Genomic DNA, 12,010 nt, shown 5'->3' on the forward strand with positions numbered 1-12,010 from the left:
AATGAATTTTTCTTGCCAAGCCTTCTCGCCTAGGCAGGGGCAAAGGTCTTTGACCACGAAAATCAATGGATCCCGATCATGCTCTATCTCTTCGTGCCTCTCTTCAGTCCGCTCCTCCTTCTTTTGGCTGCGCTTCATGCCGCGCGACATCCCGGTAAACGCCCGGGGCGGGTGGCGCATTTGGCAGAGATGGCGGCGTTCGGCGCCTTTTTGATCGCGGTGCTCGCCGCGACGCTCCTCGTGATGAAAGGCGCGGGCACCTCGGCGCTGATCGGACTTTCTGGCGTTGGCCTGTCCGTGCGGCTCGATGTCGTGAGTGCGGTGATGTTGGTGCTGGTCAGCTTCATCGGCTGGATCGTGATGCGGTATTCTAGGACCTACATGGATGGCGAGGCCCGCCAAGGGGCGTTCACCGCTTGGATGTCGGTGACACTGGCGGCGGTGCTGCTGCTGGTGATGGCGGGTAACCTCGTGCAACTCTTGGCCGCCTGGACACTGACCAGCCTGTCGCTGAATCGGCTGTTGTTGTTCTACCCAGAGCGGGCAACAGCGCGGCGTGCCGCCTGCAAGAAAGCCCTTGTCGCACGGTTGAGCGAAGGCGCGCTGGCGGGGGCGATCCTTCTGCTGATTGTCGCAACCGGAACCACCGACATCCAGACCATTCTCGCGAACGCCCAGACCACCTGGCTGACCACGGGTGCGGCGCTTTTGATCGCCCTCTCGGCCGTTCTGGCATCGGCGCAGTTCCCGATGCATGGCTGGCTGACCGAAGTGATGGAGGCCCCGACACCGGTATCCGCCCTGCTGCATGCGGGCGTGATCAATGCGGGCGGGTTCCTGTTGATCCGCTTTGCGGATGTGATGCTTCTGGCGCCGGGCGTCATGGCGCTGCTTGTCATGCTGGGCGGTTTTACGGCGTTGTTCGGTGGTCTGGTGATGCTCACACAGCCCGCGGTCAAGACCTCTCTGGCATGGTCTACCATCGCGCAAATGGCCTTTATGATTATGCAATGCGGACTGGCGCTGTTCCCACTGGCGTTGCTGCACATCGTGGCACACTCGCTCTACAAGGCCCATGCGTTCCTCAGCTCGGGTGAGGCGGTGCGCAATGTCGCCGCGATCAGCCGTCCCGGTCCGATCGCCGTGCCCAGTGCGCGCAACGTCCTGCAGTCCTTTGCGAGTGCCATCGTGATCTACGGTCTTGTCGGTGCCGTGCTCGGGTTTGACGAAAAGTCGGTTCAGGCCATCGCCCTGGGCGTGATCCTGATCTTCGGCGTCGCCTACCTTCTGGCACAGGGCTTTGCCGATGCGGCACCCCTCGCGTTGATGCGACGCACCGTGATCTATGCGCTGGTCACATCGGTCAGCTATTTCGCGCTGCAGGTCGTCGCCCTGTATCTGACCGCAGGCAGCCTGCCCCCAACCCCTGAGCCGGGCCCGCTGGAATGGGCGTTGATCCTTCTGGCGCTTGGGAGCTTTGGCCTTGTCGCGGTGGCCCAGGCAACCTTCCCGCTGTGGGCTTCGCACCCCGCAGCAGCCGGATTGCGCGTTCATCTGACCAACGGTCTCTATGCCAATGCGATCTGCGACAAGCTCTTGGACGGTTGGTCCAAGCGGTCCGAAGCCTGAAAAAGGAGCACTCCTGATGCATACAAAACTCGAGTCCTATCCCGCCGCCCTGCTTGAGCTTGTCTTCGAGGCCAACACAGCCGCCAAGGCGATCCCACCGCTGTTCCCGCTGTCTTCAAATGTTGCGGTGAACCCGTTCCTCGGCCAGACAGGCGAGACACTGGCCGCCACCGCTGCGCGTTTGGCGCGGGTGGGCGGCGCCCGGATTACACCGTCACGCGCCCATTGGGCCGACAAGCTACGGGCAGGTGAAATCACCGATACGGATCTGCTGGACGCAATGTCAGCGGTCAAAGGGGATGGCGATACGCTGAGCCTGCAAGACGTGAAGACTGCCCTGGAGAATGACACAGCCGACCCCAAGGCCCTGCCCACCGTGGCCGAATTGGCGGCGGATGTTTCGGGCGTGGACTGGCCGGGGCTGATCGAAGATCGCATTGGCGTATGGGCCGCCAGCCATTTTGATCAGGGGCAAGCTCTTTGGCAGCAGTCCAGTACCGGCGGGCCCTTCAGCGCCTGGCGCGAATTCGCTTCGCGCGATCTGACCCCTGAGATCCAGGGGCTGACGGGGTTTTGTGCCTTTGTCGCTGGAACGAAGCGCTCGCATTGGCGCGCCATAGGCCGCGCTTCGGATCAGCTTGGCGTGACCACCGATGCCGCGACGACCGCCTTCCACCGCTGGCTGATGACGTTGGGCGGATGGGCCCAATATGGACGCTACCTGCTGTGGCAGGCAGAGCTGGAAGGGGCTCAGGAAAGCACCGTCACGGAGCTTCTGGCGATCCGTATGGTGTTCGACGAAGCATTGTTTCACCTCTACGAAGACCAGATCGCAGCGCGTTGGGCAGAGGTTGTCGCCGCCCATCAGACCCCTGTCAGCCCGTCGCTGGATCTTGTTATCGACGCGGTACTTCAGGAGGCCGCAGAACGGGCACAGCAGCGTATCCTGTCCGACAGGCTGCTGCCGGGGAAACCACACAGGGCAGAAGGTCGCCCGGACGTGCAAGCGGCTTTCTGTATCGACGTCCGGTCCGAAGTCTTCCGTCGCGCGCTGGAAGCGCAGGACAAAAACATCGAGACCATCGGCTTTGCCGGGTTCTTCGGGCTGGCCAGTGCGCACAAGATTGCCGGTTCGGATGTGAGCGAACGGCGCGGCCCGGTGCTGTTGCAACCTGGCGTGACATCTCAGGCGGCGGAGCCCACGCAGGCCGATCTCGGTCGGCGTTACACCGCACGGGCCAAGCGGGCCTGGGGCCGGTTCAAGCTGGCCGCTGTGTCGTCTTTCGCCTTTGTGGAAGCGACGGGGCCGCTTTATGCCGGGAAGCTGGTTCGGGATGCGCTGGGCCTTGGCGGCAAGGCCACGGTCGAACCTGCACCAGAGTTGGATCCGGCCATCAGCCTGGACGCCCGTATCGGGATTGCGAAGTCAGTGCTGACGGCCATGTCGCTGACCGATAATTTTGCGCGGATTGTCTTGCTTGCCGGTCACGGCGCCGATGTAACCAACAATCCGCATGAAAGCGCATTGCACTGTGGCGCCTGTGGTGGACACGCGGGGGATGTGAATGCCCGGCTTCTGGCACGGCTGTTGAATGATCACGACGTAAAGCTTGGATTGCGGGACGCCGGGATCGAGATCCCTGTCGATACGGTGTTCCTGCCCGCCATGCACCACACAACGACCGACGAGGTCACCCTCTATGAGGGGGATGTGCCGCAGGGTGTCGCGACCGGCGGGTTCAGACAGCTGAAGGAATGGTTGTCCGCTGCCGGGAGCCTCGCCCGTGCAGAGCGCGTGCAACGTCTGCCACGCGCAACTGGAGCCGCGAGCGTCCCACATCGGGCGCGGGACTGGGCCGAAACACGCCCCGAATGGGGGCTGGCTGGATGCCGGGCCTTCATCGCAGCGCCGCGCCATCGCACCGACGGGGCGGATCTGGCAGGGCAGGCCTTCCTGCATAACTACGACTGGCGTCGCGATGACGGGTTCGGCGTGCTTGAACTGATCATGACCGCGCCTGTGGTTGTCGCCAGCTGGATCAGCCTGCAGTATTACGGCTCAACCGTGGCGCCGTCCCTGTTTGGTGGTGGCAACAAGCTTTTGCATAATGTGGTGGGAGGTATCGGCGTTCTGGAAGGCAACAATGGTGCCCCGCGCCCGGGTTTGCCATGGCAATCCGTTCACGATGGGAACAGCTTCCAGCACGACCCGTTGCGCTTGTCGGTGATCATCGAAGCGCCGCGCGAGGCGATGACCGATATTCTCGCGCGCCATCCTGGCGTGTGTGAGCTGTTCGACAACGGTTGGCTGCATTTGATCGCCATGGATGACGAAGGCAAACTGGCCTGGCGCTACTGTGGGGACTTGAAATGGACGCCCTTCAGCGCTCCATCTGATGCCGAGCGCGCAATAGCCGCCGAATAGTTCGCCTTTCGCGGCAGTGCGGATAGTCTGGCACTCGTCCACAGCCACAACACGCGGCCTCCGTTGGGAAACGGGGGCCGCGGTCTTGTTTGTGCGGTCAGGTCTGCGCTGATCAGAGACTAGCACCAGACACTCTCAGCGTTGCCAGTCTGCGACCTTGGCCGTGTTGGCATCGATCCACGACTGGACCGCCTTGTCGATCCCTTGCTCTCGTGCGTTGACCATTATCTCTTCGATATCGGTGATTTCCAGTGCGATCCTGCCGATCATGTCCGCGATATCAGGGGCGCGCTCGGGGAACCCGGTGTTTGCGCGTGCGTGAATCGTCGAGGCCCCGGAGTAGAGCCCTTTGGGATCGTCTAGATAGCGCATTCCATAGAGCGCGAACTTCATATGTGGACGCCAGGCGGTGACAACGACGGGCGCGTCGCGCCGCTGCGCCAGCGCGATTTCGCGGACCATCTTCGGCCCGGTGCCTTCTTCAAGCGTGTAGTTCGTCAGCCCGTATTGCTGGATCGCGTCACGCGTGGTGGCCATCAACCCGGCGCCGGGATCAATGCCCACGATGCGCCCGCCAAGGGCCTCCTGCACCTCGGGGCGGCGCAGATCCTCGATCGAGGAGATCAGGTCGGCGGGTACCCATTCGGGCACCGCAAGACCGATGGTGCCCTCGTAAAGCGGGCCGAGGTCCACGAGCGTGTCGCCGTAGCGGCGCAAATAGGCGGCGTGCAATCCGGGTTCCCAAGACATCAGCATGACGTCAATCTCGCCGCGCGAGAGGGTGCGGAACTGGGCCTCGATGTCGGCCAGGGTCAGCTCGACATCACGGTCCATCATGTCGTGCAGCACGCGGGCAACAAGCTTGGTCACCACTTCGGCGTCAGACCAGGGCGTCCAGCCGATGACGACATCCGGGCGGCCCAGCGATTGCGCCGCGAGAGGTGTTGCGGAGAGGCTGGCAAGGGCAGCCAGCATGCTCCGGCGCGAGAGGGATGTGCGGATCATGGTTCCAGTTCCTCGAAATTGATGTCCGCCGGATCGAAATCGCTGGCCTCGCCACTGGTCGCGTCAAGTCCAGCGCGCAGGTCATCCGGGGAATTTGCGTCGGTATAAAAGACGCGGGTGGGATCTTTCAGGCTATGTCCGCCCTCGATGCAAAAGCCGATGGTGTGAATCTCGATCATGTTGGCGGGATTGTCGAACACCGCACCGACAACCGGGGCAGGGCTTTCGCCGCTGGAGGCCTGCCCGTCGGTGATGACGATCAGACGGTAGGCGCCGGTTCCCCCCTGTCGAACGGCCTGGTTCTCCAGCTCCTCGCGGGCGATCTGCATCGCGCTGAGAAGCGGCGTGCCGCCGTCGGCGCCCAGGGCTTTGATCCGGTCAACAACCTGGCGGGCGTGTTCCTCCCCGCGCCCGAGCGAAAAGTCGAGTTGGGTGCCTTCGGCGCTGAAACTCACCAGGCCGACGTTGTCGCCGGGATTGGCGGCGATCCAACTCAGCAATGCCGCCTTGGCGGCATCGGCGCGGCTGAAGTAATCTCCGGCGCAGTCCTTGCTTGCCATCGAGCCGGACATGTCCAGCACAATCATATTGTTCTGCGCAAAGGGATCGGTGGCCGTGCCGGGTGTGATGTCGCCGTCACGCGTTCCGTTCGCTGGCCAGACGGCGTTGCCGAGCGCGGCAACTGAAATGGGTGCCACATCTGCGGGTGCCTCTTCCTCTTCGAAACAGGCAGACAGGACAAGACAGGCGGCAAGGCTGATCGATATGCGGATCAGGTTTTTGGAGTGTAAGGTCATGGCTGCCTCACCACTCGTTCAGCGGGGTAAAGACCTCCGCCTCGGATTCCATGCCAATCACCCGGAACACGACCCGGCGAGAGTTCTGCCATTCTTCCTCGGTCTTGGGCGGACAGGGCAGATCGTTGCAGAACCCGCCGAGCGGATCTTCGATGCCGCGGCCGTTGATTGTGATCTGGCTGTTGTCGATGTCATAGCCCAGCGTCGCGGCGGTCTCGACCAGCGCATCGCGTACTGCGAGCGCGCGCGCCGTGGACGTGTTGCGCAACGAGGCCAGCTCGCGCTTTTGCCGGGTCGGCGGCCAGTCCTGTTTCAGCACCCCCTTGAGGTAGCCAAGGTAGGAGGAATGCGCTTCGATGCTCAGAATTGCACCGGCGTAGATCTGCGATTTATCGAGGGCTTCCTCGAAAGCGGTGCGATAGTCCTCGATGGGGAATTGAGCCTGGTTGGGCTCGAACAGGATCGTGACGGCAGCGATAGTGGATTCCGCGATGTCATCATTGCTCATGGCCTTGATCGCGGCGGTGGCGGCATCCTGGTCGAAACCAGAGGCTTTGACGCGGCGCTTGTCCCAGATGTTGTCGCCAAGGGTCGCGTAATCCAGCGGCGGATCAGTCAACGCGACCGCGCTGGGAATGAGGCCGGCCTTGACCATGGCGGTCTGGCCGGAGTTGACCACCGACCGGAACGAACGCGGCGCAGAGGCTGTGGACCAGTCGACCTGACCGTTCAGGCCGACGGTTTCAACACCGCGCCAAAGGGTCTGCATCTCGTCCTCAAGGGCGGCGTCGCCCAGCACCATTTCCGCGGCGCGTTGAAAGTCGACCACTTGTTTCTTTGCGTCCTCGCGGAACAGTTCTTCGGCCTTCAGAAGGGCCCGAACGGTGGCCCGGACCTTGTCACTGTTCTGTTCAAGATAATCGGAGCGTACGACCAGCAAATCGCCGATCACCCGGTTGGCCGAGGTGGTTGTGACCAATTGTTGTGCCCCGGCGACGGAGCCTTCGGCCCCGGTGCCGACGCCGCCAGCGGTCAGTACTTCGGCGCGCGGCGTTGACATGATGGCAAAGGGCAACCCTGCGTCCTGCGCAAAGCTCTCGGCGGGGGTATCGACCAACCGGATGTCGGGCATGGTTTCCGCATCCAGTGCCAGTTGCAGAGCAAAATCCAGACGGGCGGGTGTCGTCGCCACGGCGCGTCCGGACAGGTCGCTCAGCGCATCAAAATCGCGCGCGACCAGCGCGTCTGCGCCGTTCGACCAGCCGTAGAAGAACACCGGCACCATGCGCGTCTTGTCCTGCGCCTCGGTTTGTTCGGCCAGAAGCGTCATCTGCGCATGGGTGACACGCATATACGGCGTCTCGCAGCCGAGGTAGGCGGGCAGCTGCGCGTCATAATCATCGAACCGGCGGGTCTCGATCGTGAAGTCGACGCCATCGCGGGTGGTGGAGTGACGTTGAAAAATGCTGGGGCCAAGCAGATCGTCCGTGGCATGTGCGGTGATCGCGTCATGCCCGGCCGGAACCATGGGCAGGATGCTGGCACTGTCTGCGCGGCAATCGCGCACCGCCAGATCCTGTGCAACCGCTCCTGTCGCCAGAAGCGACGCCAAGGCCGGAACAACGAATAAAATAGGTCTCATAAAAGCGTCCTTTAAGTCGCGTCAGCGTGAATGTGTCAGTGTGCTTTCCAGCACCTGTAGGGAGACCTCCGCCTCCTCTGCCGAGGTCTGGATAATGGACTTCTGTGCGCGCAGAGCTGCGTCCGATGCATCCTGTAGGGCGGCAATCAGGCGCGCGCGGGTATCAGCGGAGTCCACCAGCCCATCTCCTCTGTCTGCGAAGGCACAATAGTCGATGAAGGCGGATTCGACACGGGGCAGGGTGCGACGCAGCAGGGTATCGGCGCGGCGGGCGGTCTCCACCGAGGAAAGCATATCGGCAAAAAGCGCCTCGAACCGCGCTTCGCAGTCGCTCAAAGCGGTCTTCAGGGCTTCGCGGCGTCGGGCCCCTGCCACCTGCATGCGTGCGAACCGTGCCTGTGCCTCCTGCACGGACTGCGCGGCGCGCAGTGCGCTGTAGTCATTGTCCACTCCGGCGTCCGCCAACATGTTCTCGGCCTGCGATTCTGGGCGCAGGATCTGCTCTACGGCCCAGTTCACCACGGCGAAGGTCAGCCAGCCCGCCGCGATTGCGCAGGCGGCTTCGGCCTCTCGTGGCCAGCTGGCAAGGTTAAACTGCAGATAGATGGAGAGGGCCGTCAGTGCGCCCAAGATACCCGGAATGATATGGAGTGCCGCCGCGATCATCCGTCACCCAGTGCCCCAAGGAGGCGCCGCTCTACAATGCGCACTTCGGCCCGGCGTGTCCGCTTGGACAGTGAGGCCGCGCTCTCGCCTTCGCGCGGATCGGGAGGGGCAGCGCCGCCCGCGCCCCGGCTGATGATCCGGTCTGCCGGCACCCCGGCATCGGCGAGGGCCGTGGCGACCACATCAGCCCGGCTACGTGACAGGGCAAGGTTGGCCTGTGCATCGCCGTCCGCGCCAGTGTGACCGGTGATCAAGGCAACTGTGGTCGGGTGATCCAGAAGCGAATTGATAGCGACCGCGATCATGGCGTCAGATCCAGCGGCCGGCCGCGCGCCTACGTCGAAATCGACGACAACAACCTCTGGTCCATCTGCGCGGGGCCAGACAAGCCCGGCCGCGCTGAGTGCAATAAACACTGTGACGAGCGTAAGCAGACCCAATCCGACCCCCTTCCGTCGTCGGATTGATCGGTTGTCGAGGCGCATAACTTGGTTTCTCCTGCAATCAATATGCAACTTCTCCGCGACCGAAGAAGGCATGTTTCGCAAAGGCTCTGTCAACCGTCAAAGTCTCTCGCGTCCAATAACGCAGCGCGGGCGCGGCTGATCGGCCTGTCGAATCTCGACTGGCTGCATGGCGACCGAGGTTATGAGGCTGATTGGTTCACAGAGACGTTCAACCACAAAGGGATAAGCCTAAGCAAGAGTGCGCAGTTCATTCGCGTCTGGACGGATGTGATTGGGTGGGGAGGTGTCTGCTCTTCAGCAGAGCGCGTTCCGGGGAACAATTCCGCCGAAAGGAGAGGTGGCGCGTGAAAATCACGCCACCTCATCCGTTCAAGGGATCACTTTGTGATCGACAGGGCCGCCATGGACGGCAGTGTCAGGACGTCATGCGCCTGTGCGACGCGCTCGGGGGTGTAGTAGCCTTCTTCGTGCAGGAAATTGACCGTGGCGACCATCTTGCCCCCAAGGATCACCGGCAGGTTGATCACGGACCCACAGCCGAGTTTGCCGATCAGCTCCGCGTCAGGGAATACAGTGTCGATATCGGCCAGCGTGTTGGAGACAAAGGTCTCGTGACGGCCATGAACCTGCTCGAACCAGCGGTTCATCTCGATTTCCTTGGTGCCCGTTGTGGGGTAGTTTTCCGCATCATCCGTGTAGACGCGACGGGCGAGCATGGCGTCGATATCCGCGGTCATTACAGTGAACAGCTTTGCGCCCACTGTGGCCTTGGTCAGCGCGCAAAGCGCATCATAGGCCTGTTCTTCTGTGGTGGCCTCTGACAGCGCTTTTTCAAAATCCTGGCGCGCCGTGTTTGTATCCGTCATGTCTTAGTCCTTGCGGTCTGGATTGCCGCCCGATGCGGCGTAAAGGGATTGGGTGTAAGGGTCGGTGAAGCTGCCATCGTGCAGCGCTGTTGCGGGCGCAATCTCGACGATGCGGCCCTTGTTCATCACGGCCATGCGGTCGCACATGAAGCTGACGACAGGTAGGTTGTGAGTCACCATCAGATAGGTCAGCCCCTGCTCGCGGCGCAGCTTCTTCAGTAGGTTCAGAATTTCCGCCTGTACTGAGACATCCAGCGCCGATGTGGGTTCATCCAACAGCATCACCTTAGGCTCCAACATCAGGGCGCGCGCAATGGCGACCCGCTGGCGCTGCCCGCCCGAAAGTTGGTGCGGATAGCGAAACCGAAACCGCTGATCGAGGCCCACGGCAGCGAGCATCTCAATCACGCGGGCATCGCGATTGCCAAGTCCATGGATCTTGAGCGGCTCGCTCAGCACTGTGTCCACGGATTTGCGCGGATGGAGCGATCCATAAGGGTCTTGAAACACCATCTGGCAACGGGTGGCAAAGCCCTGATCGACAGTCCGCCCGCGGGGCTGTCCCAGTACCGAGATTTCGCCGCTCCAATCCGGGGCAAGGCCTGCGATGGCCTTGAGGATCGTGGATTTCCCTGATCCGCTTTCACCGACCAGAGCAAAGCTCTCGCCCTCGGCGACCTCAATGTTCACGCCCTCAACCACCTTTGTGTGGCCATAGGAAATGTCGAGATCTTTCAAAATGATCGCGCTCATGTGCCGCTCCATGCGCTGCGGTCGAGGACGGGGAGTTCCTCGCGCGTTTCTTCCATCCGTGGCACCGCCGCCAGCAGGCCTTGGGTATAAGGGTGCGTGGCCTTGTGCAGATCTTCGGCCGCGCAGCTTTCGACCACTTCGCCTGCATGCATCACGAGGATGCGGTCGCAGTAGCGCGCCACAAGATTGAGGTCGTGCGAGATCAGGATCAGCCCCATGCCCTTGTCCCGCACCAGCTCGTCGATGAGGTCCAGAACCTGCGCTTGCACCGAGACGTCCAGCGCTGAGGTCGGCTCATCCGCGATCAGCAGATCCGGGCGCGGGATCAGCATCATGGCGATCATGATGCGCTGGCCCATACCGCCCGAAACCTCATGCGGGTAAAGGTTCACCACACGTTCAGGATCATTGATGCGCACGGAATGCAGCATCTCCAGCACGCGGGATTTGACCTCGCTGCGGGCAAGTTTCTCGTGAGTCTTGAGCGCCTCGGCAATCTGCGCGCCGATGGTCATTACCGGATTGAGCGAGAACTTCGGGTCTTGCATGATCATCGAGATCCGCGCGCCGCGCAGGTCGCGCATCTTGCGTTCCGACAGCCCTGCCAGGTCGATCCCGTCAAACACCATCCTGTCGGCTTGCTGACGGCCCGGGCTGCGCACCAGTCGCAGGATCGCGCGGCCGGTCATCGATTTGCCCGACCCGCTTTCGCCGACGATGCCGAGCCGTTCGCGACCCAGGGTGAAGGACAGGCCCTTGACCACCTCGACGCGCCCTTGTGGCGTGGGAAAGCTGACGCGCAGGTTTTCCAGTTCCAAGAGAGGAGCCCGTTCTGATTGGTGAGAATGGCTCATGATTTGCCTCCCTGTTTGGGGTCCAGCACATCGCGCAGACCGTCGCCCAGGAAACAGAAACCGAGCGAGACGATGATGATGGCAAAGCCGGGCATGGTGGCGACCCACCACTGATCGAGGATAAAGGCCCGCCCGCGCGAGATCATCGCGCCCCATTCCGGCAGCGGCGGCTGTGCGCCAAGGCCAAGGAAGCCCAGACCAGCGGCGGTCAGGATGATGCCCGCCATGTCTAGCGTGACCCGCACGATCATCGACGAGGTACACAGTGGCAGAACATGGCCGGTGATGATCCGTGTATGCGAGGCGCCAAGCAGGCGCATGGCCGAGATGAATTCCGAGTTGCGGAAGGTCAGCGTCTCGGCGCGTGCGATCCGCGCGTAGGCCGGCCAGGAGGTGATGGCGATGGCGATGATTGCGTTTTCGATCCCCGGTCCAAGCGCGGCGACAAAGGCCAGCGCCAGGATCAGCTTTGGCATCGACAGGAACACATCCGTCACGCCCATCATCGCCTTGTCCACCCAACCGCCAAAGTACCCGGAAATGGCGCCGATCAACAGGCCAAGTGGGGCGGAGATCACCGCCACCATTGCGACGATCAGCAAGGTAATGCGCGCGCCGTAGATCACCCGGCTGAAAATATCACGACCCAGTTCATCGGTGCCCATCCAGTGCGCGGCGGAAGGCGGCAGCAGGCGTTGACCGAGGTTTTGTCCCATCGGACTATGCGGCGCGATCCACGGCGCAAAGATGGCCGCAAGGATCAGGACCAAGAGGATCAGTGCGCCCACAACGGCCAGCGGATTGCGCATCAACATCCGCGTAACACGGTAGCTGTGACCCAAGGAGGCCTGCAGGCGGGAGCTGGGGGAGTCGTCGAGCAGCCAGTTTGTCATCGTTGTCATGGTA

Annotated in this window: 11 protein-coding genes; 2 read left to right on the plus strand and 9 right to left on the minus strand. The window is 62.3% G+C overall.

Annotated elements, in window-relative coordinates; genetic code table 11:
* The first annotated feature begins 78 nt into the window (after nucleotides 1-78).
* Together R1T40_RS17685 and R1T40_RS17690 are read left to right on the plus strand one after the other, a co-directional pair.
* Entirely contained in the window at nucleotides 79-1,629 is a 1,551-nt protein-coding gene (locus R1T40_RS17685; RefSeq protein ID WP_317385056.1) for a proton-conducting transporter transmembrane domain-containing protein, read from the plus strand.
* A gap of 16 nt (nucleotides 1,630-1,645) precedes the next feature.
* Nucleotides 1,646-4,054 carry a YbcC family protein gene (locus R1T40_RS17690; RefSeq protein WP_317385057.1) on the plus strand — a complete coding sequence of 803 codons (2,409 nt, stop codon included), beginning with the start codon at nucleotides 1,646-1,648 and terminating at the stop codon, nucleotides 4,052-4,054.
* Nucleotides 4,055-4,189: 135 nt separating this feature from the next.
* Here R1T40_RS17690 and R1T40_RS17695 read toward each other — a convergent pair whose 3' ends face one another.
* From R1T40_RS17695 to R1T40_RS17735, 9 genes are all read right to left on the minus strand, one after another.
* A complete protein-coding gene (locus R1T40_RS17695) occupies nucleotides 4,190-5,059 on the minus strand; it encodes a glycine betaine ABC transporter substrate-binding protein (RefSeq protein WP_317385058.1) in 870 nt (289 codons plus the stop codon).
* On the minus strand, nucleotides 5,056-5,856 hold the full coding sequence (locus R1T40_RS17700; protein ID WP_317385059.1) for a vWA domain-containing protein: 801 nt from the start codon (nucleotides 5,854-5,856) through the stop codon (nucleotides 5,056-5,058). The genes R1T40_RS17695 and R1T40_RS17700 overlap by 4 nt, the downstream gene beginning before the upstream one ends.
* A 7-nt stretch (nucleotides 5,857-5,863) precedes the next feature.
* The gene (locus tag R1T40_RS17705; protein WP_317385060.1) at nucleotides 5,864-7,498 is read right to left on the minus strand and encodes a hypothetical protein; all 1,635 of its coding nucleotides are present in this window, start codon (nucleotides 7,496-7,498) and stop codon (nucleotides 5,864-5,866) included.
* Nucleotides 7,499-7,519: 21 nt separating this feature from the next.
* On the minus strand, nucleotides 7,520-8,164 hold the full coding sequence (locus tag R1T40_RS17710) for a hypothetical protein (protein WP_106165320.1): 645 nt from the start codon (nucleotides 8,162-8,164) through the stop codon (nucleotides 7,520-7,522).
* Nucleotides 8,161-8,469, minus strand: a complete 309-nt coding sequence (locus tag R1T40_RS17715; RefSeq protein ID WP_317385061.1) for an OmpA family protein — start codon at nucleotides 8,467-8,469, stop codon at nucleotides 8,161-8,163. The genes R1T40_RS17710 and R1T40_RS17715 overlap by 4 nt, the downstream gene beginning before the upstream one ends.
* 539 nt (nucleotides 8,470-9,008) lie before the next feature.
* The gene (locus R1T40_RS17720; RefSeq protein ID WP_317385062.1) at nucleotides 9,009-9,497 is read right to left on the minus strand and encodes a GAF domain-containing protein; all 489 of its coding nucleotides are present in this window, start codon (nucleotides 9,495-9,497) and stop codon (nucleotides 9,009-9,011) included.
* Nucleotides 9,498-9,500: 3 nt separating this feature from the next.
* Entirely contained in the window at nucleotides 9,501-10,250 is a 750-nt protein-coding gene (locus R1T40_RS17725; RefSeq protein ID WP_317385063.1) for an ABC transporter ATP-binding protein, read from the minus strand.
* Nucleotides 10,247-11,104 carry an ABC transporter ATP-binding protein gene (locus R1T40_RS17730; RefSeq protein WP_317385064.1) on the minus strand — a complete coding sequence of 286 codons (858 nt, stop codon included), beginning with the start codon at nucleotides 11,102-11,104 and terminating at the stop codon, nucleotides 10,247-10,249. Before R1T40_RS17730 ends, R1T40_RS17725 begins: the two co-directional genes overlap by 4 nt.
* Nucleotides 11,101-12,006: an ABC transporter permease gene (locus R1T40_RS17735; protein WP_317385065.1), complete on the minus strand. Its 906-nt coding sequence runs from the start codon at nucleotides 12,004-12,006 to the stop codon at nucleotides 11,101-11,103. Before R1T40_RS17735 ends, R1T40_RS17730 begins: the two co-directional genes overlap by 4 nt.
* Nucleotides 12,007-12,010: the final 4 nt, after the last annotated feature.

Source organism: Tritonibacter scottomollicae (assembly GCF_032924845.1).
GTDB lineage: Bacteria > Pseudomonadota > Alphaproteobacteria > Rhodobacterales > Rhodobacteraceae > Epibacterium > Epibacterium scottomollicae.

What these genes read in the sequence shown, in the direction of transcription:
- R1T40_RS17685 (WP_317385056.1), top strand. Translation starts at nt 79, where the DNA reads ATGCTCTATCTCTTCGTGCCTCTCTTCAGTCCGCTCCTCCTTCTTTTG.
- R1T40_RS17690 (WP_317385057.1), top strand. Translation starts at nt 1,646, where the DNA reads ATGCATACAAAACTCGAGTCCTATCCCGCCGCCCTGCTTGAGCTTGTC.
- R1T40_RS17695 (WP_317385058.1), bottom strand. Translation starts at nt 5,059, where the DNA reads ATGATCCGCACATCCCTCTCGCGCCGGAGCATGCTGGCTGCCCTTGCC.
- R1T40_RS17700 (WP_317385059.1), bottom strand. Translation starts at nt 5,856, where the DNA reads ATGACCTTACACTCCAAAAACCTGATCCGCATATCGATCAGCCTTGCC.
- R1T40_RS17705 (WP_317385060.1), bottom strand. Translation starts at nt 7,498, where the DNA reads ATGAGACCTATTTTATTCGTTGTTCCGGCCTTGGCGTCGCTTCTGGCG.
- R1T40_RS17710 (WP_106165320.1), bottom strand. Translation starts at nt 8,164, where the DNA reads ATGATCGCGGCGGCACTCCATATCATTCCGGGTATCTTGGGCGCACTG.
- R1T40_RS17715 (WP_317385061.1), bottom strand. Translation starts at nt 8,469, where the DNA reads ATGATCGCGGTCGCTATCAATTCGCTTCTGGATCACCCGACCACAGTT.
- R1T40_RS17720 (WP_317385062.1), bottom strand. Translation starts at nt 9,497, where the DNA reads ATGACGGATACAAACACGGCGCGCCAGGATTTTGAAAAAGCGCTGTCA.
- R1T40_RS17725 (WP_317385063.1), bottom strand. Translation starts at nt 10,250, where the DNA reads ATGAGCGCGATCATTTTGAAAGATCTCGACATTTCCTATGGCCACACA.
- R1T40_RS17730 (WP_317385064.1), bottom strand. Translation starts at nt 11,104, where the DNA reads ATGAGCCATTCTCACCAATCAGAACGGGCTCCTCTCTTGGAACTGGAA.
- R1T40_RS17735 (WP_317385065.1), bottom strand. Translation starts at nt 12,006, where the DNA reads ATGACAACGATGACAAACTGGCTGCTCGACGACTCCCCCAGCTCCCGC.